This is a genomic window from Nostoc sp. FACHB-152 (assembly GCF_014697475.1).
GTDB lineage: Bacteria > Cyanobacteriota > Cyanobacteriia > Cyanobacteriales > Nostocaceae > Nostoc_B.
Window position 1 is genome coordinate 1 of sequence record NZ_JACJRV010000097.1, and the last position, 20474, is coordinate 20474.

The following is a 20474-nucleotide window of genomic DNA, read 5'->3' on the forward strand; positions in this document are numbered from 1 at the left end:
ATACCCTTAAACGGCTACCCATACCTTTGTTACCGTGCTTGATACATCGACTTTATTTACTTATCTTCACACAGTTTGGTTTTTTTATGTCGTTCTACTTATATTCTATGTAGCAAAATTTTGAATAATAATTAGGTGCGTTGCGCTAGGCGACAACACACCCTACTAGTTATGGTTATTTGGATTTATTACTCGCCGCAAATTTGTTGCAATGTAGCTGTGAAATTGGGATAAGAAATTGCGGCTGCTTCGGCGCGGTGAATGGTGGTGACTCCCTTGGAGACTAAAGCGGCGATCGCTAAACTCATAGCAATGCGATGATCTGTATGGCTATCAACATCAGTACCTACCAATGGTGTACCGCCGACAATCTCCATACCATCAGGTAATTCAGTGACTTTCGCACCCATTTTGTTGAGTTGCTGCGCCATTACCGCAATGCGATCGCTTTCTTTAACACGCAATTCTTCGGCATCCCGAATTACAGTTTTACCTTCGGCAAATATGGCCGCTACTGCCAAAATCGGAATTTCATCAATCAATCTGGGGATAATATCTCCAGAAATAGTGCAGCTTTTTAACCGACTGGAACGCACTCTTAAATCGGCTACTGGTTCGCCTGCAACTTCGCGCTGATTTTCTAATTGGATATCTGCACCCATCATTTCCAAGGCTTCTAAAATACCTGTGCGGGTGGGATTCACGCCGACATTCTCAATTACCAGTTCCGAACCCGGCACAATTGCCCCAGCCACAAGCCAAAAAGCCGCAGAACTGATATCACCAGGAACTACGACCTTCTGCCCGTAAAGTTGGGCGGGGCCAGTAATGGTCACGGTGTTGGTTTCTGGGTCTGTGATTACTTCTGCCCCAAATGCACTTAGCATCCGTTCGCTATGGTCGCGGGAAAGGGCTGGTTCGGTGACGATGGTTTGACCCTCGGTGTTTAAACCTGCCAACAAGATACAAGATTTAACTTGGGCAGAGGCGATGGGAGAATGATAATGAATTGGTTTGAGGGCTTGTCCTTGAATTGCTAGAGGTGCGAGAGAATTACCCTTGCGTCCCCAAATTTGCGCCCCCATTTGTTCCAAAGGTCTAACTACCCGCGACATCGGACGCGATCGCAGGGAACTATCACCAGTCACCGTAAAAAAGCGTCCGGCGTGGGATGCCAACAGCCCCAACATCAGACGCAGCGTAGTGCCAGAATTCCCAGCATTCAACACCTCGACTGGTTCATGCAAGTTCCCCAAACCAATACCTTTTACCCGCACCAATTCTGTATTCAGTTCCGAAATTTCTGCACCCATAGCTTGAAAACAGCTAGCAGTGCTGCGAGGGTCTTCGCCTAAAAGTAACCCAGAAATTTCGGTTTCACCTTGGGCGATCGCACCTAACATCAAAGCCCGGTGAGAAATTGATTTATCTCCAGGTACACGAATCTTGCCCTGTAAAGATAAGCCAACAGCAGGCTGCTGGATAATTAACTTATGAGATAAGTCTTCTTGAGTTTCTAGGGTTATAACAGAAGCCGACATGAGAATATACTGGCTTTTCAATATACTGGAAGTTTCTCTGCGACGAATGTTTGTCGCTACTAAGTACTTCTTCCCTAGTATCCTATCGTTATTTGTCCGATTAAATTTACTTAAACTCTGGGATAACTATTTTTGATAAATATTGATTTATTTATAGTTAGCTGACTCTTACAGTTAATCCTCAAAGTATTTTTTATACTTTTAAAGCAACGAAGTATCAATGTCACCCTTTAAAGAGTGGGGAATAGGAATACTATTTCTGAACGCAACTTAGTATCAAGCATGATTTGATTTATTCACTGACAGAACTGTATTAACAAAAGTACAAGTGTTTAGTAACTATACTTAAAATTGTCTTGCTTCTGAAAAAAGTTGTTTTCAATATTTAAATTTATATTTAACTTATTTTTATGTTCATATATTTAGCTTACGAAATCAGCATATTCAGTTAAGATTAAGCATGTTTTACTATTTAGTTGCTCACCCTGAACTGCTAAACTCCCTGGTATTAATTCCATCTTGTTATTAAATAGCTTTTAGCCCCTATCGCTCCCATGCTGACACATCATCGCAAGCCCGTGTGCTTATCACTAATTTCCACTGACCTGCCGTTCTGGTCTGTGGTAGAAACTCCCGGAACACTGTATCAAAAAGATACTCAAAGGTTCCATTTACTATTGACTGCACCACCTCTAATTACCTGTGAAGTGGAAACTGCTCTTAGTTCCAAAGAAACATCACCCCACAGGACAAACAAAGCTTACACTCCCAGTAGTCCGAGAATATTGTGGCTGGAAATTTCTCCCTATCGGGTAATTATGACCATGCAAGGTAATGGCCAAGTCAGTTACCGACACTTCTGGGAACAAGGTGTATACGGTGTTAGCCGTTATTGGTTGCCAACCGAATCATTGCAACCTAATGAACCGATTCGCTTACGCAATTTTACGAAAACATTAAAACTCACTGGTAAACAATTTCCAGAGCATTTGCGTCTGGAATATGAATTGTGGTCGCATAAAGTCCAATTAGGACAATACATCCTCAATTTAGAAATTAAGCAATAGTAATTCAATCTTTTTTATCCTCCCTTTTCCAATTTCCCTGAAAAAGGGAGGATATTTATAATGTTTAATGGGAAAACAAAAAATCTTGAATCGCTTCTAAAATTGCGGCTGGGTACTCTTCATGCATTCCCAAAGAACCAGGAAGCACAACACTTTGTACTCCTGGTAATGCAGCCATAGCATCCATTTCTTGGCGTGATTTTGGGGGACAAGATTCGCCAATTACTATCATCAATGGTGCAGATAGGGAGCGCACCAGTCCCAAAAAATCAGCTTGGGCGTGAACTGCGTCGATGTTACCCGTCACAAAAGCAGCAGAGGCAAATCTTGCCCCTGGTTGTTGTGTTGTTTGCCATTTCTTTTCGATAAAGCTGGGTGTCAGCCTAGATGTGTCTACGAAGACATGGCGACGGTACATAAAATTTAAGAAAGATGGCAAGGTGTTGAGTGTGTAGAGGATTTGACCAACAATTGGCGATCGCACTAATTCTCTCACCATCCCAGCTACCTTTGGATCTGCCCCCATTGTCGGCAAAGGCCCGCGCCATGTCGGAGCCACTAAGACGATTTTGGCAAAAGCACTAGGCTGTTTCACCGCTAGTTGCAACACATAACTAGCAGCATGACCAGCCGCTACGACTGTAATTGCTGTATTAAACACAGATTTCACAAAATCAGCTAAAAATTGCTGATATAACTCTGGTCGGTAATCTAAACTAGGACGAGAAGATTCACCAAAACCAGGCCAATCTACAGCGACAATTTGAAACTGGGGAGCGAGTAACCTTGCCAATTCTGCCATTTCCCCACGAGTCGAAACACTGCTGAAAGCGGGAAGTAGTAATAGTGGTGAACCTTGACCAAGAGTTTCGTAAACCACTCGTAACGATTGGTCTTCCCATTTCCAGAGGAATTCTTTGACTACTCCACCAAATCCAACAGGGTTATCAGTTGATAATAAATTGGTAGACATGAGTTTTTACTCAACGCTATTGTTCTAACTTACATTCCAACGCTTTTTTTTGCATTGTCTTAAAAATGTTATAAAAACCGTTAGCGCGCGAAGGTGTCAGGCTGACGTTTAAACCAGTCTCCTGAATAAAGTCTGGTGTCAACTGCACAATTTCTGTAGGTGTTAACCCATTTAAACCTTCAATTAACAAAGCGAGTAACCCCTTGGTTAACTGAGAGTCAGAATCTCCTTGAAATAAAACCTTCTCATCTTGCAAGTTTGCGGTGACATACACCTGAGAAACGCAACCAGGAACTTTGTTTTCTGGTATTTTGCCAACTTCCGGAAACTCTGGCAATTTTTGGGCATACCAGATGAGTTGTTCATACCGACGTTTTGGGTCAGAGGCGCGTTGAAAGCGTTGGACAATTTTAGCTAATGCAGGCGGTAACGCATCTAAACTTGAAGACATAAGAGCAGCTAGAAAATAATCGGTTTCACCTTGAGTTTAATTTATCTAGCGAGCGATCGCGCTTGCCATGAACACAGCGATTAACAGAAGAGAGAGAAACCAAACCCAGTAGAATTGAAAGAACAACCAACCTCATTGCCACTGATAAAATATCTACTGAGTTTCGATAAAACTAATATACTGTTAACAAAAAGTATCAAAGTTATTTACCAAAAAATTCCTTTCCGTAGCAGCAGTCAGATATTTGTTCATATTAAGGAATTAGAAAAACTGTTAAATATTGCTGCAAAATCAGGATTTCTCTTGAAATATATTCACATATTTACCGATGATATTTTCATTCATTCACAAGTTTCAGGAGTAAATTATAGTGTTGACTTCAACCTTACTCGCTGCTGCCACTGCACCCCTACAATGGAATCCTACAATTGGCATTATCATGATTCTCGCCAATATTTTTGCTATTACCTTTGGCAAATCTACCATCAAGTATCCCAATTCTGAGCCAGCCTTACCCTCTGCAAATTTCTTTGGTGGCTTTGGTTTACCTGCACTACTGGCAACAACAGCCTTTGGTCACATTTTAGGTGTAGGTATTATTTTAGGGTTGCACAACCTGGGTAGATTCTAAGGTTTTAACCACAGTTCGCTTCATCTCAACATTATTTTGTCTCAACAATTTGAGCTAGAAATATATATTTCTAGCTCTTTTCTACATTTTTATTTTGAAATCTGCGCTTTACCTAGAAGATAGAGCGTTTGTCGTATATTACATTACCAATTAGCCACAGCTTGAGCGATCGCTTCTTTAGCTGCTTCTAGTGATTTTTGACGAGCATCATCACCTGAATTTAGGTTTTCAGCATTGATAAAGGTAACATCGGTAAGACCGATAAAACCTAAAATAGCGCGAAGGTAAGGCTCTTGGTAATCATAGGGAGCAAAGGGAGTTCCTGGAGAAAAAGCCCCACCACGAGAAGTAATAATTAATACTTTTTTGCTGCTATCAACTAAGCCTATGTAGCCGTTTTCGCCAACTGCAAAGGTACGACCAACGCGCACTATCTGGTCAATGTAAGCTTTGAAGGTTGAGGGAATATTCAAGTTATACATCGGCACACCAAAAACGTAGAGATCGGCGGCGAGAAACTCATCAATTAAGCTTTCAGATAGCTTAATGGCCTCAGTCAGCACTGGGGTGTGTGTTTCAGGTGGTGTAAACGCAGCTGCTATCCACGATTCGTCTACATGGGGAACGGGATGATGACCCAAATCTCGGTAAGTTACTGTATCACCTGGATGAGTATCCTTCCAGGATGTGATGAACTCATAGGAGAGCGATCGCGAAATAGAACGTTCACCACGTGGGCTAGAATCAATGTGTAGAATATTTGCCATAGATAATCGCAATACAATTGTGCTGATAGGTGATGTAATTTGGGCTAAGTAAAAAAACTTACCGAATTGACTTTAAACTAAATAAGCTTAATCTGGAAAGTACGCACTCAAAAGTAAGATACTTACTAAAAAGTAACTATGAAAGCTGAAGCCGAAAGCGATCGCAGGCTAACCTGTGAAGTGGAAACTACTCTTAAGGTAATTGGCGGACGTTGGAAAGTTTTAATTATTAGAGAATTAATTACAGGGGTCAAACGTTTTGGGGAATTGCAGCGAGCTTTACCTGGAATTACACAAAAGATGTTAACTCAACAACTAAGAGAAATGGAAGAAGATGGGATCATACATCGACAAGTATATGCCCAAATCCCCCCAAAGGTTGAATATACACTAACTCCTTTAGGAGAAAGTCTCAAACCAATTCTTTATGCTATGCATGAATGGGCTGTTGAACATTTATCGCACCTCAACAGCAAGAACAAAGTATATAGCAGGGAAGAGGGAATAGGAGATAGGCCATAGGGAACAGGTTTGAAAACTGCTGAATATGAGTAATTGGGGATAGCCCTTAACAAATAATATTGAAAAACTAGGGTTATTGATTACTTTGTAAATATTCAATTGCAGCTTCTAATTTTGAGGGATAGCCTTCAGCAAATCTTTCAAACCAAAGTCCTTCTGGCGAAAAAGGATCTAATTTTTCTAACCATTCTTTGGCTTGTTTTCCTAAGGCTGCTAATTGTTGGGCTTTAATTTTTTCTTGGCGAAGGCGTTCTTGTTCTAATTCTTGTTGTCTGCGTAACTCTTCAGCCGCCGCTTGCGCTTCGACATCGGCTTTTACTTCCGCCAAAATGTTATCGATAATTGATCGCGATTTAGGCTGCGATATGATGATGGGTTTTACCATATCTGGTTGTGACGGTTGTTGTGCAGGTTTGACAAAATCTGGTGGCTGTTGTTGTGTAGGTTTTGGTTCCTCATATTCCGCCTTGAGTTGAGCCAGTAGTTTATCAATAGAGTCCATTGTTTTAGATTTTATAATAGCGATCGCTAAAATTTTTAATTGATAATTCATCCAGCAGGGAACAGAGAACAGGTAATAGGTGACAGAAGTAAAAGTCTCTTAGATGTTGCTTAAAAAGTATTTATCTGTGATTTTCAGGACTCATTATTCGTAGTTTATTACACAAAAAAACTTTCACCCCTGTTGCCTATTGCCTATTCTCTATTGCCTGCTATATTAGTCATTAATGGCATTAAGCAACACTTCTGATAAACTTAAATCTTCCATATCTTCCATTGTAATAGTGTCACAGATATCGAACTTAGCACCTGCACTTTGTAGTTCGTCATCTAATACTTTGAGGAAACGGGTAGCCTGTTGATCTGTACCTACTTGAATAAAGGAAATTGCTAGTTCTTCATCTCTATCCATGCGGCGAGAAGCTTCAATGATCACTTTCATAACTGCTTTGCGATCGTCTGGTTCACCGTCAGTTACTACTAAAATGGTTTCACCGTTGGGCTTAGTTTTACTAGCAGCTTTGCGTTGAAAGTAATCATCAGTCGCGTGTTTTAATACTGCGGCTAAGTCTGTGGTGCCAGAAGGGTCATTTTCTTGAAATATTTGGGAAACTTTACTAGCAGTTACATTATCATAACGTTTAAATTTTCCTGAAAATAAATAAATATTAATGCCATCAGGATCAAATTGTTCGCACTTACTTGCTAAAGCTAAAGTAGATTCTTGCGCTGCTACCCATCTACTTCTACCCCCTTTTTGGTCTGGGGTTGCCATACTACCACTTTTATCCAGGATTAATGTATAATCTCGATTTTCAAGCATAATTAAGTTCTCCTATTAGTTATTAGTTATTCGTCATTTGTCAATTTGTCATTTGTTAAGCATCCAAATTAACTAACTATTGACTATTGACTTTGAACTAATTAAATATCAATCTGTAATCGCATTCATTAATACATCTGCAAGACTCATATCTTCTAAGTCTTCTAAAGTGACGGTATCACAAATGTCGAATTTAGCACCAACACTTTGTAACTGATCGTCCAAGGCTTTAAGAAACTTCGTTGCTTGGGCATCTGAGCCTACTTGAATCATAGATATCGCTAATTCTTCATCTCGTTCCATCTGACGAGTTGCTTGGATAATTACTTCAAATACTGCTTTGCGATCGTCTGGTTCACCATCTGTAATGACTAAGATAGTTTCACCATTGGGTTTAGTTTTACCAGCCGCTTTACGTTGAAAATAGTTATTGATGGCATCCTGGAGTACAGATGCTAAGTTGGTAGTACCAGAGGGGTCATTTTCGAGAAATATTTGTGCAACTTTCGCTGATGTTACATCATCGTAACGTTTAAATCTGCCAGAAAATAGATACACTGTAATGCCATCTGGGTCAAATTGCTCACATTTTCGTGCTAAAGCAAGAGTAGACTCTTGAGCTATTTCCCATCTACTTCTACCACCTACCTGGTCAGGAGTAGACATACTACCGCTTTTATCCAGGATTAATGTATAGTCGCGATCGCTCATCATATCTTCCTCTAAATTGTTACCCTGTGCTACTAGTCTAGTCTACGAGTATTGTAATTCTGCAAACTTGTTAGGTATAGGTTGAAGGATGTAACATAAACTTTATAAAACTTTTGAGTAAGTAAAAAGCACTAACAAGACAAGCAAGCCAAGAATTTTACAAGGTAAATTAGAGTTCGTAACAGCTTATGAAAATATGTGTATGTTTGTAATAAATGTTACATATCTAAACTTGCAAGGGCATATTAAGAATGCTTATATTGCAAGGGAAAGTAATGACAGCAACTTTATCTGGTTATCAGCTCCTTGAGACTCTTCACTCTGGTAATAAAACTGTTATTTATCGTGGACGGCGAGAAACAGATAACGCTTCAGTCATTGTCAAAACTCATATTGATGAACATCCGCTTTTAGAAGACATTGCCCGACTCAGACACGAATATCAAATCATTGAGCCACTGCAAATTTCTGGCATTGTTAAAGCATATGAGTTAAAAAATTATCAGCACGGACTAGCTTTAGTTTTAGAAGACATCCCCGGTTGCTTGCTCAAAGAAGTAATTGCCAATCAAACAACGAGCTTGATTACTTTTCTCAAGGTGGGAATTAATCTGGCACACACTTTAGGAGAGTTGCACGCCCAACAAATTATTCATAAAGATATTAAGCCACATAATATTCTGATTAACCCCGAATCTGGGGAAGTTAAATTAATTGATTTTAGTATTTCTTCACGCCTAGATAAAGAAAATCCTACCTTGAGCAATCCGAATTTGCTCGAAGGTACACTTGCCTATATGTCGCCTGAACAAACAGGGAGAATGAATCGCGCCATTGATTATCGCACTGATTTTTATTCTTTGGGTGTGACGTTGTATGAAATGCTGACTGGTACTTTGCCATTTCATACTAACGACCCGATGGAATTGGTACACTGTCACATTGCCAAAATGCCCGCCGCACCTTGTAAAGAGACTGTGTGTCGTGTTTTGGAAGACGTACCAGAGGCGATTAGCGCAATTATTTTAAAGCTATTAGCGAAAACAGCAGAGGAGCGGTATCAAAGTGCTTGGGGATTGAAAGCAGATTTAGAAGAATGTTTGTTTCAACTGCAAACAACTGGCAAAATTGAAAACTTCGTACCGGGAAGACTGGACAAATCTGGGCATTTTTTGATTCCCCAAAAACTATACGGAAGGGAAACAGAAGTCGCAACTTTGATGGCTGCATTTGAACGAGTTAGCCTTGGTGCAAGCGAAATGATGCTTGTTTCTGGTTATTCAGGGATTGGTAAAACTAGTGTTGTGAATGAAGTTCATAAACCAATTGTGGGCGCAAGAGGTTATTTCATTGCCGGCAAGTTTGACCAGTTCAAGCGTAATATTCCTTATGCTTCGTTGATTCAGGCATTCAAATCTTTAATTGAGCAATTACTTACCGAAAGTGTTGCTCAAATCCAAGCATGGAAAGAGAAACTATTAACTGCGTTGGGTGAGAACGGGCAAATTATTATCGATGTGATTCCAGAAGTGGAATTGATTATTGGGACTCAGCCACCTGTAACAAAATTGGGTGCGGCGGAATCGCAAAATCGTTTCAATCGTGTCTTTGGGGAATTTATTAGTGTATTTACAACCCAAGACCATCCTTTAGTTATTTTCTTGGATGATTTACAGTGGGCAGATTCGGCATCTTTAAACTTAATTGAGCTATTGATGACAGATAGGGGGCAACGCCAATATCTATTATTAATTGGAGCATACCGCGATAACGAAGTTTCACCCACTCATCCACTGATGATGAGTTTGAAAAAGATTCAAACAGCAGAGGCGGTGGTAAATAACATTGTCTTGTCACCGTTGGAATTCATAGATGTAGAAGCATTAGTTAGCGATACGTTGAATGACACAGAACACACCAAACCACTAGCAGAATTATTATTTCACAAAACTGGGGGGAACCCTTTCTTTTTAACGCAACTGCTAAAAACTCTACATCAAGAAGATTTGTTAACCTATGAATTCCATTCAGGAGTCTGGGAATGGAATATTCACCATATTCAAGCGATTGGAATTACTGATCTGAATGTTGTTGAACTAACGGCAAGAAATATTTGCAAGCTGTCATTAGAGACGCAAAAAGTATTAAAGTTATCTGCTTGTATTGGCAGTACATTTAACTTAGATGTATTAGCGATCATTAATCAAGCATCACCTCTAACTACAGCAGCACAATTGTGGTCTGCACTGCAAGCTGGGTTAATTTTGCCATTAACTCAAGATTACAAAATTCCTTTAGTGTTTGGTCAGGAAGAATCAGGCAAGATTAGTTTAACGGATGTCAAAGTAGACTACAAATTCTTACATGACCGAGTGCAGCAAGCGGCATATTCTTTAATTCCTGATGAAGAGAAAAAAGCAACTCACTTAAAAATTGGTCAATTACTGCTACAAAATACTACTCCAGAAGCACGCAAAGAAAATGTCTTTGCTCTAGTTAATCAACTCAATTACGGTACTGAATTACTGTTATCTAAAACAGAAAAATATGAGCTAGCCGAACTTAACCTGATAGCAGGTCAAAGAGCAAAAGCAGCTACAGCCCATGATTCTGCCCTCAAATATTTACAAGTTGGTTTGCGATTGTTAGCAGAAGAAAGCTGGAAGTGTCAATATGAACTGACATTATCACTACACTCAGAAGCAGCAGAGGCAGCTTTTTTGAGCGGTGATTTTAATGAAATGCAGGGATTCGTTGAGGTAGTGCAGCAACAAGCCCAAACCCTACTCGATAAAGTGAAGGTCTATGAAGTCCAGATTCAAGCTTATGTGTTGCAGAACAAGCTAATAGAAGCAGTTAATACAGGGCTACAAACTTTAAAGCTGTTGGGAATTGAGTTTCCCGAACAAGTGAATCTCTCAGATATTGGTCAGGGTTTGCAAGAAACTGCGGCAATGTTGAATGGCTTGCGAATTGAAAATTTAGTCAATCTGACTCAAATGACCGATACCTATAAATTAGCAGCCATGAGACTTTTATCAAGCATCTTTGCAGCTGCATACATTGCTGCTCCACAACTAGTACCCTTGACGGTGTGCAAACAAGTAAATTTATCTGTCCAATATGGTAATGCTTCGGTGTCTCCCTTTGCTTATGCAAATTATGGTCTTCTGCTTTGCGGTGTTGTGGGAGATATTGATTCGGGTTATCAGTTCGGTCAATTAGCTTTAAGTTTGCTGTCAACTTTGAATGCTCAAGAAATCAAAGCCAAGACAGTCGTTATGGTAAATATATTTATCCGACCTTGGAAAGAGCATCTGAGACAAACCTTAGAACCTTTGGTATCAGCTTACTCTACCGGACTGGAGACAGGAGATTTACAGTATGCTGCCTTTGGTTTAATGCTGTACTCCTATTTTGCTTACTTTAGCGGCAAAGAATTGACTGTCCTTGAAAAAGAGATGGCAATCAACAGAGATGCCCTTGATAAAACTAAGCAAGAAACAGCACTCAATTATCACGAAATCTATTGGCAGGCTGTATTAAATCTGCTCGGAAAGAGTGAAAATACTTGCGGACTAAAGGGTGAAGCCTGCAATGAGCAGATAAGATTACCATTGCACCAGCAAGCGAACGACAAAACGGGAATTTACTACATATATTGGAACAAACTTTTACTTAATTACTGGTTTGAAAATTATTCAGAAGCGATTGCAAATATTGGTTTAGCAGAGAAGTATTTAGACGCAGTGCTAGGATTGCCGCTTATTCCTCTGTTCCATTTTTACGACTCTTTAGTCCGGCTAACGGTTTATCCCAATAGCCAAGAGTCAGAGCAAAACGTCATCCTTGAGCGCGTCCAATCTAATCAAGAAAAAATGCAAAAATGGGCGCATCATGCTCCAATGAATCATCTGCATAAATTCTATTTAGTAGAGGCAGAACGGCATCGGGTTTTAGGCGAAAAACTAGAAGCAATCGAGATGTATGATAAAGCGATCGCACTCGCCAAAGAAAACGAATACATCAATGAAGAAGCAATAGCTCACGAACTTGCAGCTAAATTTTATTTGTCATGGGGTAAAAAAACTATTGCTAAAACCTACATGACCAATGCTTACTATGCCTATTTCTGTTGGGGGGCAATGGCTAAAGTCAAAGATTTAGAATCAAAATACCCACAATTAATTACACGAGCTGCAAACACACAAAAGCTGGAAACCAATTACAAAGAACTAACTCAAACCAGTTCTACTACTACTGGAGGCTCTCATCTTCTTGATTTGATGACGGTGATGAAAGCTTCACACGTGTTGTCAGAAGAAATGATGCTAAATCGCTTGCTCGAAAAAATGATGAAAATTAGCATCGAGAATGCTGGTGCTGTCCAAGGTTACTTAATTGCCAAGCACGAAGATGAATGGATACTAGAAGCGGCAGGAATTGTTCAAGGCAAAGAAGTTAGTGTTGTTGTTAACTCGCAGCCAAAAACAAATTTTCCTTTATTACCAATTGCCTTATTTAACTATGTTGAGAGAACTAGAGAAAACCTCGTTATCGAAGATGCTGTAAAAGACTCACGCTTTGCAACTGATGGTTATATTGCTGCTCACCAATCTAAGTCGATTTTATGTTTGCCGTTAATTCATTCTGGCAAATTTACTAGTATCATTTACCTGGAAAATAATCTGATCCCTGGTGCTTTTACCCCAGAAAGAGTCAAGGTGCTAAGTTTACTGACAGCACAAATTTCCATCGCTATTGATAACGCCCGTCTATATACTAATTTGCAAAATTACTCACAAGAACTCGAAGTTAAAAACGCAGCTTTGCAAGCCTCCGAAGCGCGAGAGCGAGAGAAAGCTAAACAACTCCAACAATATCTAGACAAACTCCAAAAAACACAGGCTCAACTTGTGCAAACAGAGAAAATGTCCAGCTTAGGACAGCTGGTAGCTGGCGTTGCTCATGAAATCAACAACCCGGTCAATTTTATCTTTGGTAATCTCAGTTATGCCAACGAATACACCCAAGAGTTGCTAGGACTGCTAGAACTTTACCAAAAACATTATCCATCGCCAGATCCAGAAATTCAAGAAGAAGCCCAAGCCATCGATTTAGAATTTCTGCTAGAAGATTTGCCTAAGCTATTGTCCTCTATGCATCTAGGAGCAGATCGGATTCGTCAAATTGTGGCTTCTCTGCGAACCTTCTCGCGGATGGACGAAGCGGAGAGAAAAGCCGTCAATATTCATGAAGGTATTGACAGTACCTTGATGATTTTGCAACACCGATTGAAAGCAAAGCCAGAGCATCCAGGAATTGAAATTATCAAAGATTATGACAAGCTACCTCTAGTGGAATGTTATGCAGGAGAATTGAATCAGGTATTTATGAATGTGTTGAGTAATGCGATCGATGCTTTAGAAGAGTCATTAGTCAAAAATCCAGAAAAAATAGCTAGTCCAAGGATTATTATTCACACAGAACAAAGTAATACTCATCAAGTCGAAATCCGCATTGCAGACAATGGTCTGGGTATGCCAGAAGCAGTTCGACAGCGCTTATTTGATCCTTTCTTTACCACAAAACCTGTAGGTAAAGGCACAGGTATGGGCTTGTCGATTAGCTATCAAATTGTCACTGAAAAACACGGTGGCTCTCTCTGTTGCAACTCAGCACCAGGCCAGGGAGCAGAGTTTATTATCCGCATTCCACTTTCGCTGGCAGCTAGTGGCAAAGTTTCGCACACTTCGTTTTTTAACGCAGAGGGACGCTAAGGTAAACGCAAAGTTGAGGCAGCCGCGTGGGCGGGTTTCCCGACTTGAGCGGACTGCCGTTACGCAGAGTGAGTAATTATGGCACAGGTTGCGTAGTAATACCCTGTGCCGATTTAATAGTTAGACAATTTCTTCTAAATCTAACCACTCATCATAAGAAGTGTCATAACCAACGTAATGAACAAAGTATTGTTGACCGCGAATTTCTTCAATTATTGCGGTATACCATTCTTCATTGTCTTCATCCCAATATTTTACTTTTTGACCTACGGCATATCCATTATCATCGGCTGATTCATAGTCGCGGATTCTAACATTCTCTTCGCCAACCCACTCATTAGAAGATGAACCAGAGCCAACATAATTAATATAGAACTGGTCATCTTTAATTCTCTGAATTGTACCTTGATACCAATCTTCTTCTTCCTCATCCCAGACTTCTACTGTGCTATTGACTGCATACTGGATAGTATTGGACTTAGACTTAGTAGCAGATAATGTATCTTGTTTTTGTGGCTGTTGTGCTTCTTGGGCAATTTCTGCTTTGACTAGATTATGAGCTTGTAAAATTAAACTGCGAGCGACAGTTTGAATACCTGTATGCTCGTAATAGTTGGTAGTTTGATCTAAGAAGGCTGCTACAAAGTCTAAATTATCATCAGCAATCTGAATAAAACTACTCAAACCACCAGCAATTGATTGTGGTGTAACACCTGTCTTGGCTACTAAGTTATTCATCCAGCCTTGCACAGAGTTAAAACCTTGGGCAATGAAACCAACTTTATCAGAGGGACTATTACCAGGCAGAGAGTTATTCACTGCTTGGAAGATGGGATTTTGCGCGATCGCATTATTAGCATCTGTACCGCTAATCATGTTCTGAATCTTACTGAGAAAGTCGGGGCCTAGAGGTAAAATTCCATCTATACAAACTAAAGCAGCCATCCGCATCAGGGAGGCGTTTTGATAGTTGTTAGCTAAAGAATTGGCAAACTCTTGAGGGTTAGGTTGAGGAATGCCGTTAAGTTTGCAGAAGGCGATAATTTCGATAGCAATTTTGAGAACTAAGTCAATTGTTTGGGTGACATCGGCTTTGGGCGTAATGTTACTTAAAAAAGACAGAAAGCCGATTTTTTCACCAACTTTATTGGCTAAAGCCGCAGTTGCCATTGCTGTATCGGCTTTGTCAATGGTTTGATAAAGTTTGATGGCTGCTTGATAGCCGTATTTTGGAGCTATATATAATGCAGCAGCGCGATCGCGTATTCTTTGGATGACTTTAGCATCGGTTTCACCAGTAATCGAACGGATGCTATTATCAAATCCTACCAAATTATCCCACTGTCCTGGGGCTACGTAATCAAGAGCTTTTAAAACTTTGATAGTAATATTGTCACTGGGTAACTCATCAACTAACTGAATAATGGATTTATCCATAAGTTACATCCTGCTTGGCACACTAAACGTTATTGCTTAGAGTTCCCTGACATCACACCAAAATAACTTCGTTTTTCTAAATTGCTGTGTTAATTTACGTAAATTCGTCGAACTTCACCTTGATACCAATTCACAAAAAAACTCCCTCAGATTTACTGAGGGAGATACGAGAAGGAGTATTTTGTGTTGAAATATCTATGCAGGGTTAGCTAGGGGTTCGTTTTGCAGTAGCTGGATAATCGCTGTTTTTTCCAAAATTCCCACTAGTACGCCGTTTTCCCGAATTACAGCTAAGGCTGAGAGTTTTTGTTGTTCGAGTAGCTGTATAACTTCTAAAAGGGGTTGATCTGATTTTACTGTAGTCGATGCAGCAACTGGGCGCATGATTTGTTTAACTTCAGTTTCTGACCACTGGGTTGTGGGTATGGTTCGCAAGTCATCGGCAACAACTGCACCGATCAATTGTCCGTCATCATCTGTTACCAAGAACCTACGCCAGCCTTGGATGATTTGCTCATCGGCAAATTCTCTCAAGCTCACATTTGCAGATATGATGGGGCTGTTGGTGGTGACGACATCTGCGGCTGTTAAACCGTCTAGTTTTGCTTGCACTCTGGCAAATTGGGCTGCATTACCAGCGTTTTGCAATAAGAAGAAACCGATTAACAGGTTCCAGACATTAGCCAAGCTGCCAAAGAATATTAAAGGAATTATCCCAGAGGCGATCGCCACCCAACCAAAGATTTGGCCAACTCGACTGGCAAAGCTGACACCTTTATAAGGGTTACCTGTAATTTTCCAAACTAAGGCTTTGAGGATATTACCGCCATCTAAGGGCAAACCAGGAATCAGGTTAAACAATGCTAACGCTAAGTTAACAGTTGCTAGTACACCCAAAATTGCTGCTATTGGCCCAGATACAGGGGTTGTCACACCAATCGCTGTAAAGATACCGCATAGTATTAGACTAACTAATGGGCCAGCGATCGCAACCCAAAAAGCTTCGGCGGGAGTTTTTGATTCTTTTTCTAAACTTGCCAAACCGCCAAAAATAAACAAGGTGATGGATTTAACATCAATTCCTTGGCGAATGGCCACGAAGCTATGTCCTAATTCGTGGGCGACGACAGAGGCAAACAATAATAGCGCTGTCATCAATCCTAGTAGCAAACCTAAACCCCCTGGTAGTTGGGGAAACTGCGCTAAAAGCCCACCACTATAGCTCCAGGTTACTAAACCGAGAACCAAAAACCATGAGGGATGGATGTAAAACGGAATCCCAAAGAGATTCCCAACGCGAATTGTGCCGTTCATGCCGTTCACCTTTGAATGCTGCCGAGAGATGTATTTTTACTGCTCTCGATGTCTTTAGTGTAACGAAATGTAAATAAAGATTAAACTGTCTAGTAGTAGTAGTCTCCGTCCGGATAAGTGCGGTTAACGGTAATTAAATAGCAGGTAATAGGCTTAAAAGTCTTTTTTTGGCTTGCTTTTATGGTTAGCTGATGTTTTAAACTATGCCTAAACTACGATTTAAGTGTTCAAAGGTATTACCTTGATAATATTTTCAACCTTATCCACAATTACGCGCGACAGCCCAAACTTTTCAATAACGGCTGCATTTGTTGTTAAATGAGTACTTATGTCTGCTACACGGTATTGACTTTCTTGTGAGGCTAAAGTCGCTGGTAAGATTAACTGATCTCCTAAATGCTCATCGACTGGCGCGCCCGTTTGGTGAAACTTGAGCAACTGTTCGCAGGCGATTTCTGCGACTTTTTCAGATGACATTCGCCAACGTCCAAATCCACCGAATCCTGTCAAACTATTTTCATACTCAGCAGTGAGAAAAATACCTGCTCCTGGTGCTTTACCCTTTTCTCGTAAGGCTTGTATAGAAGCTTTTAATCCCGATGTTCGCAATAAATTCTCAGCCCGATTTGCCATACGTTGAGGAATATGAGCAGGTAATTCTGTCACCACAGCTAGTCCGCGAACTTGCTGTAAATTTCCCCGCGTTAGCAAATTTATACCATTAAGCTGGCGATCGCCACTCACCTGCATTTTTACCTCGCCGCCGCCTTGAGGATACCACCCCCAAGCACCTAATTTCACAGCAGCTTTGATCCCCATACGCATGAGCATTGGTAGATAGACCTGCTCAATATACGTCACCGTTGGGCTAAAGATGACATGAGTTCCGCCGCGTAAGGTTACTTGAGAGTTTCCCTTGGCTAGAGCTAACGGTAAGAGAATAGTTTGTAAAACTAAAGTAATTGCCCCAGATGAACCGCCTTCTAGAACTTCACTAACATCAAAGGTATAAGTTCCTGCCTGTACCGGAGTGCTGGGAATGAATTCCAGCATCATCGAACCTAAAGCATCACCCTGTAGTTGAGCATGGCAAATTTTGGCCGCAGCACGTACTGCTGTGAGGTGTTGTGCAGCTAAACCTGGCCTTTTGCGTCCGGCGCGAATAGCTGTAATGCGGATAGGTTCACCAGTTATAGCGGCTAAACTGAGGCAAGTGCGGAGAACTTGTCCGCCTCCCTCTCCAAAGGAACCGTCAATGTCAATCATGAGCAATGATTAGAAGATGGGTTTTGGGTTATGCCCACAGTTTTGACAATTAAAGCACAGATCAACCTAGATGCACAGATTGATAGGAGGGAATGGTAATAGGTGATAGGTAAGAGGCAATAGGGAATAGGTAAGAGGCAATAGGCAACAGGTAAGAGGTAATAGGCAACAGGCAATAGGCAATTGGGTTTAGTTGTGGGTTTTGAATTCTAGCACTTTGCTCTTACCAGGATTCATCAGTCCATAGGGGTCAACCATTTCCTTAAACTTTAACTGCTCAGGATCAATCACTTTTCTACCGCCGTCCTCAATAATATATGTGTGAGGATTGGCAATAAATACACCTTTGGCTTCGTGGTAGTGAATAATCTCATACAGGCGTTCTTCGGTGGTATAACTTACAAGTTGCAAAGCAGCAGGTATAACCCTGCCATTGACGCGAATAAATTCTAAGTGCATCCTCACCTCATCACCGAAATGATGATATAACTCTTCAACTAATTCCAAACCTTTCTCGGCTGGGAAGATACTTTGCAAGTAGGTAATAGAAGTATCTACAATCCGAGCGTGTAATGTGGTGTGGTTCCAGGTATATTCTGCTAAATGTATGCCTTTACCTGCTTCTTGCGCTGGCTTTTGATAGGTAATTTTGCCACCGTATTGCTGCACTAAACCTGGCAATAATTCTAAACTGGATTCTGCAACCATTAATAATGCTGGGTGAGTACCTTCAGGAATATATGGGTGCAGGGCAGTAAAGTATTGCGGGATGGGAGATGCAAAGATAGAGATTAGTTTTTTAATCATGCCATCGGCGTTACCCAAAGACTGCCCAAACTTGGCGGCTGTCATAAAGTCATCAAAGGTAACAATTACTTCCGCCCAAGGATAAGCAGGGCCAAGAGGAATTTCTACTTCTGTGATGATACCGTTGATTCCCCAAGCATGATTGACTTTCTGCACGTCGTCACCACGTAGTTCAATTACACGGGGTTCATCTTCTAAAGTTACCACTCGTAGTGCTAAAAGATTGCCGCGATCGCCTAATAACCCATACTGTATCGACCCAATACCACCACTTCCGCCAGCGACAAACCCCGCAATAGTGGCTGTCCGGTAAGTAGAAGGAGCCATCCGCATTTCCCAGCCAGTTTCTCGCGCTTTTTTATCTAAGGCTGCTAATTTCACGCCTGCTTCTACCCGCGCTACCCCTGGTTTTACCCAGAGGATTTCTTGCATCTTGGTCATGTCTAAAATTACGCCGCCGTGCATCGGTACGCATTGCCCATAATTCCCTGTACCTGCGCCGCGCACAGTTACAGGTACGCGTAATTTCGCACAAGTTGCCGCCACTTCTAATACTTCCTCTTCATTTGCAGGACGCACCACAATATCCCCGACTTTGCCTGCAAGTTTGGGTACGAGGATGGGGCTAAAGGTGTGGTAGTCCTGGGATAGTTTGGCTACTTGATGAGGATCTGTGATAGTTTCTATGCCTGTAAAAGCAGCACGGAGGTTATCTAAATTGGTAGTTGTCATAGTGTTTTTTTAACGCAAAGGGGCGTGAAGGTTAACGCAAAGGAACGCGGAGGTTTTGATTCTCAGCGTACCTCTGCGCTTTCCTCAGCATACCTCTGCGTTTTAAAACCTAATTTTCATGTTTAACAGCACTTTCGTGCCATTTACTTAATATAAGGTCTGATAGGTAACTGAGGCTGACAAATATGAGTACACCTAAGCCTGTAGTGAGGAATAAGGCGGCGAACATCCTGGGAATTTGCAGGTTGTAGCTAGAAATTAGGATACGGTAGGCAATGCCAGATTTTGCCCCACCGGTTCCGGCGACAAATTCAGCGACGACTGCGCCAATTAGGGATAGACCACCGCTAATTTTCAACCCACCCAAAAAATAAGGCATGGCACTGGGTAAGCGGAGATACCATAGAGTTTGCCAGCGTGAGGCTTTGTAGAGTTGAAAGAGGTTGAGTAAGTTGCGGTCAACGCTGTTGAGTCCGAGGGTAGTGTTAGAAACGATGGGGAAAAAGGCGACTATCCAGGCACAGACTACAAGGGCGGCAAAGGTGTTGTTTTTAAACCAGAGGATGATTAAAGGTGCGATCGCAACTATCGGTGTTGTCTGTAGAATGACCGCATAGGGAAATAAACTTTTTTCGATCCACTTACTTTGAGTAAATAAAATTGCGATTAATAAACCAGAAACGGCAGCAGCAATAAAAGCAACAACTGTAATTTGTAACGTAATTAATAACGAAGAAAATAACTCGTTCCAGTCGGCAATTAACGTTTTAAATACTAATAAAGGGCTAGGCAGAATATAAGGTGGTAATTTAGTTAGGCGTACTAAAATATCCCACAGCACTAACACTAACACCCCAACTATTATAGGTGCTAACACTTCAGCAGAAATAAATTTATTTCGGATATTCTTATCAATAATATTCATCGGTGTTTCTCGGCGTTTAGTTACAGCAGGTTACAGGTGAATGAGGTACAAATTTTAAGAAAACTATATGCCAAGAGACTTTCAAACCTGTTGCCTATTGCCTACTCATCGCTGCGGCTAAACAATAGACATCTCCAAAATAGTATCATTCTGTGATAAAAGAACATCAGAAAGCTTTTTTTACACAGAAAAATGTGCGACATACTGAACCACATTGAACAGAATC

General features: G+C 40.9%; 16 protein-coding genes. 4 read left to right on the forward strand and 12 right to left on the reverse strand.

Annotated features, from left to right (window positions below; translation table 11 throughout):
• Positions 1 to 188 precede the first annotated feature (188 nt).
• The gene (aroA, locus tag H6G76_RS32165; protein WP_190709953.1) at positions 189 to 1541 is read right to left on the reverse strand and encodes a 3-phosphoshikimate 1-carboxyvinyltransferase; all 1353 of its coding nucleotides are present in this window, start codon (positions 1539 to 1541) and stop codon (positions 189 to 191) included.
• A gap of 554 nt (positions 1542 to 2095) precedes the next feature.
• Here aroA and H6G76_RS32170 point away from each other — a divergent pair.
• The gene (locus H6G76_RS32170; protein ID WP_190709955.1) at positions 2096 to 2608 is read left to right on the forward strand and encodes a hypothetical protein; all 513 of its coding nucleotides are present in this window, start codon (positions 2096 to 2098) and stop codon (positions 2606 to 2608) included.
• Between the two features lie 64 nt (positions 2609 to 2672).
• Here the strand turns inward: H6G76_RS32170 and H6G76_RS32175 are convergent, their stop codons facing one another.
• Complete coding sequence (locus tag H6G76_RS32175; protein ID WP_190709957.1) at positions 2673 to 3581, reverse strand: alpha/beta fold hydrolase; 909 nt, start codon at positions 3579 to 3581, stop codon at positions 2673 to 2675.
• A 16-nt stretch (positions 3582 to 3597) separates the two neighbouring features.
• Positions 3598 to 4032, reverse strand: a complete 435-nt coding sequence (locus H6G76_RS32180; RefSeq protein ID WP_190709959.1) for a SufE family protein — start codon at positions 4030 to 4032, stop codon at positions 3598 to 3600.
• 370 nt (positions 4033 to 4402) lie between these two features.
• Here H6G76_RS32180 and psaK point away from each other — a divergent pair, with 370 nt between their 5' ends.
• Positions 4403 to 4663, forward strand: coding sequence for a photosystem I reaction center subunit PsaK (gene psaK / locus H6G76_RS32185; protein WP_190709961.1), 261 nt, complete (start codon positions 4403 to 4405; stop codon positions 4661 to 4663).
• 143 nt (positions 4664 to 4806) lie between these two features.
• Here psaK and H6G76_RS32190 read toward each other — a convergent pair whose 3' ends face one another.
• Positions 4807 to 5430: an FMN-dependent NADH-azoreductase gene (locus H6G76_RS32190; RefSeq protein ID WP_190709963.1), complete on the reverse strand. Its 624-nt coding sequence runs from the start codon at positions 5428 to 5430 to the stop codon at positions 4807 to 4809.
• Between the two features lie 138 nt (positions 5431 to 5568).
• On the opposite strand from H6G76_RS32190, the gene H6G76_RS32195 reads away from it, so the two are divergent.
• Positions 5569 to 5952: a helix-turn-helix domain-containing protein gene (locus H6G76_RS32195; RefSeq protein WP_190709966.1), complete on the forward strand. Its 384-nt coding sequence runs from the start codon at positions 5569 to 5571 to the stop codon at positions 5950 to 5952.
• 73 nt (positions 5953 to 6025) lie between these two features.
• Here the strand turns inward: H6G76_RS32195 and H6G76_RS32200 are convergent, their stop codons facing one another.
• From H6G76_RS32200 to H6G76_RS32210, 3 genes are all read right to left on the reverse strand, one after another.
• Positions 6026 to 6454 carry a salt stress protein, Slr1339 family gene (locus tag H6G76_RS32200; protein ID WP_190709968.1) on the reverse strand — a complete coding sequence of 143 codons (429 nt, stop codon included), beginning with the start codon at positions 6452 to 6454 and terminating at the stop codon, positions 6026 to 6028.
• A gap of 216 nt (positions 6455 to 6670) precedes the next feature.
• On the reverse strand, positions 6671 to 7276 hold the full coding sequence (locus H6G76_RS32205; protein ID WP_190709970.1) for a VWA domain-containing protein: 606 nt from the start codon (positions 7274 to 7276) through the stop codon (positions 6671 to 6673).
• A 108-nt stretch (positions 7277 to 7384) separates the two neighbouring features.
• A complete protein-coding gene (locus H6G76_RS32210) occupies positions 7385 to 7990 on the reverse strand; it encodes a VWA domain-containing protein (RefSeq protein ID WP_190709972.1) in 606 nt (201 codons plus the stop codon).
• A 272-nt stretch (positions 7991 to 8262) separates the two neighbouring features.
• Between H6G76_RS32210 and H6G76_RS32215 the strand changes: the two genes are divergently transcribed.
• On the forward strand, positions 8263 to 13767 hold the full coding sequence (locus H6G76_RS32215) for an ATP-binding sensor histidine kinase (protein ID WP_190709974.1): 5505 nt from the start codon (positions 8263 to 8265) through the stop codon (positions 13765 to 13767).
• Between the two features lie 120 nt (positions 13768 to 13887).
• On the opposite strand, the gene H6G76_RS32220 is transcribed toward H6G76_RS32215, so the two are convergent.
• From H6G76_RS32220 to H6G76_RS32240, 5 genes are all read right to left on the reverse strand, one after another.
• Positions 13888 to 15204 (reverse strand): hypothetical protein, encoded by a 1317-nt coding sequence (locus H6G76_RS32220; RefSeq protein WP_190709977.1) that lies wholly within the window; start codon positions 15202 to 15204, stop codon positions 13888 to 13890.
• Positions 15205 to 15399: 195 nt separating this feature from the next.
• The gene (locus H6G76_RS32225; RefSeq protein ID WP_190709979.1) at positions 15400 to 16518 is read right to left on the reverse strand and encodes a site-2 protease family protein; all 1119 of its coding nucleotides are present in this window, start codon (positions 16516 to 16518) and stop codon (positions 15400 to 15402) included.
• 219 nt (positions 16519 to 16737) lie between these two features.
• Positions 16738 to 17784: an RNA 3'-terminal phosphate cyclase gene (rtcA, locus tag H6G76_RS32230; RefSeq protein ID WP_190709981.1), complete on the reverse strand. Its 1047-nt coding sequence runs from the start codon at positions 17782 to 17784 to the stop codon at positions 16738 to 16740.
• Positions 17785 to 17973: 189 nt separating this feature from the next.
• Positions 17974 to 19323 (reverse strand): FAD-binding oxidoreductase, encoded by a 1350-nt coding sequence (locus H6G76_RS32235; protein ID WP_190709983.1) that lies wholly within the window; start codon positions 19321 to 19323, stop codon positions 17974 to 17976.
• A gap of 109 nt (positions 19324 to 19432) precedes the next feature.
• Positions 19433 to 20248 carry an ABC transporter permease gene (locus H6G76_RS32240; protein WP_190709984.1) on the reverse strand — a complete coding sequence of 272 codons (816 nt, stop codon included), beginning with the start codon at positions 20246 to 20248 and terminating at the stop codon, positions 19433 to 19435.
• Positions 20249 to 20474: the final 226 nt, after the last annotated feature.

Bases quoted from the DNA above. Each gene is read 5' to 3' on its own strand.
- H6G76_RS32195 (WP_190709966.1), top strand. From the start codon at position 5,569: ATGAAAGCTGAAGCCGAAAGCGATCGCAGGCTAACCTGTGAAGTGGAA.
- H6G76_RS32170 (WP_190709955.1), top strand. From the start codon at position 2,096: ATGCTGACACATCATCGCAAGCCCGTGTGCTTATCACTAATTTCCACT.
- H6G76_RS32180 (WP_190709959.1), bottom strand. From the start codon at position 4,032: ATGTCTTCAAGTTTAGATGCGTTACCGCCTGCATTAGCTAAAATTGTC.
- aroA (WP_190709953.1), bottom strand. From the start codon at position 1,541: ATGTCGGCTTCTGTTATAACCCTAGAAACTCAAGAAGACTTATCTCAT.
- H6G76_RS32200 (WP_190709968.1), bottom strand. From the start codon at position 6,454: ATGGACTCTATTGATAAACTACTGGCTCAACTCAAGGCGGAATATGAG.
- H6G76_RS32205 (WP_190709970.1), bottom strand. From the start codon at position 7,276: ATGCTTGAAAATCGAGATTATACATTAATCCTGGATAAAAGTGGTAGT.
- H6G76_RS32210 (WP_190709972.1), bottom strand. From the start codon at position 7,990: ATGATGAGCGATCGCGACTATACATTAATCCTGGATAAAAGCGGTAGT.
- H6G76_RS32190 (WP_190709963.1), bottom strand. From the start codon at position 5,430: ATGGCAAATATTCTACACATTGATTCTAGCCCACGTGGTGAACGTTCT.
- H6G76_RS32220 (WP_190709977.1), bottom strand. From the start codon at position 15,204: ATGGATAAATCCATTATTCAGTTAGTTGATGAGTTACCCAGTGACAAT.
- H6G76_RS32175 (WP_190709957.1), bottom strand. From the start codon at position 3,581: ATGTCTACCAATTTATTATCAACTGATAACCCTGTTGGATTTGGTGGA.
- H6G76_RS32215 (WP_190709974.1), top strand. From the start codon at position 8,263: ATGACAGCAACTTTATCTGGTTATCAGCTCCTTGAGACTCTTCACTCT.
- H6G76_RS32240 (WP_190709984.1), bottom strand. From the start codon at position 20,248: ATGAATATTATTGATAAGAATATCCGAAATAAATTTATTTCTGCTGAA.
- H6G76_RS32225 (WP_190709979.1), bottom strand. From the start codon at position 16,518: ATGAACGGCACAATTCGCGTTGGGAATCTCTTTGGGATTCCGTTTTAC.
- H6G76_RS32235 (WP_190709983.1), bottom strand. From the start codon at position 19,323: ATGACAACTACCAATTTAGATAACCTCCGTGCTGCTTTTACAGGCATA.
- rtcA (WP_190709981.1), bottom strand. From the start codon at position 17,784: ATGATTGACATTGACGGTTCCTTTGGAGAGGGAGGCGGACAAGTTCTC.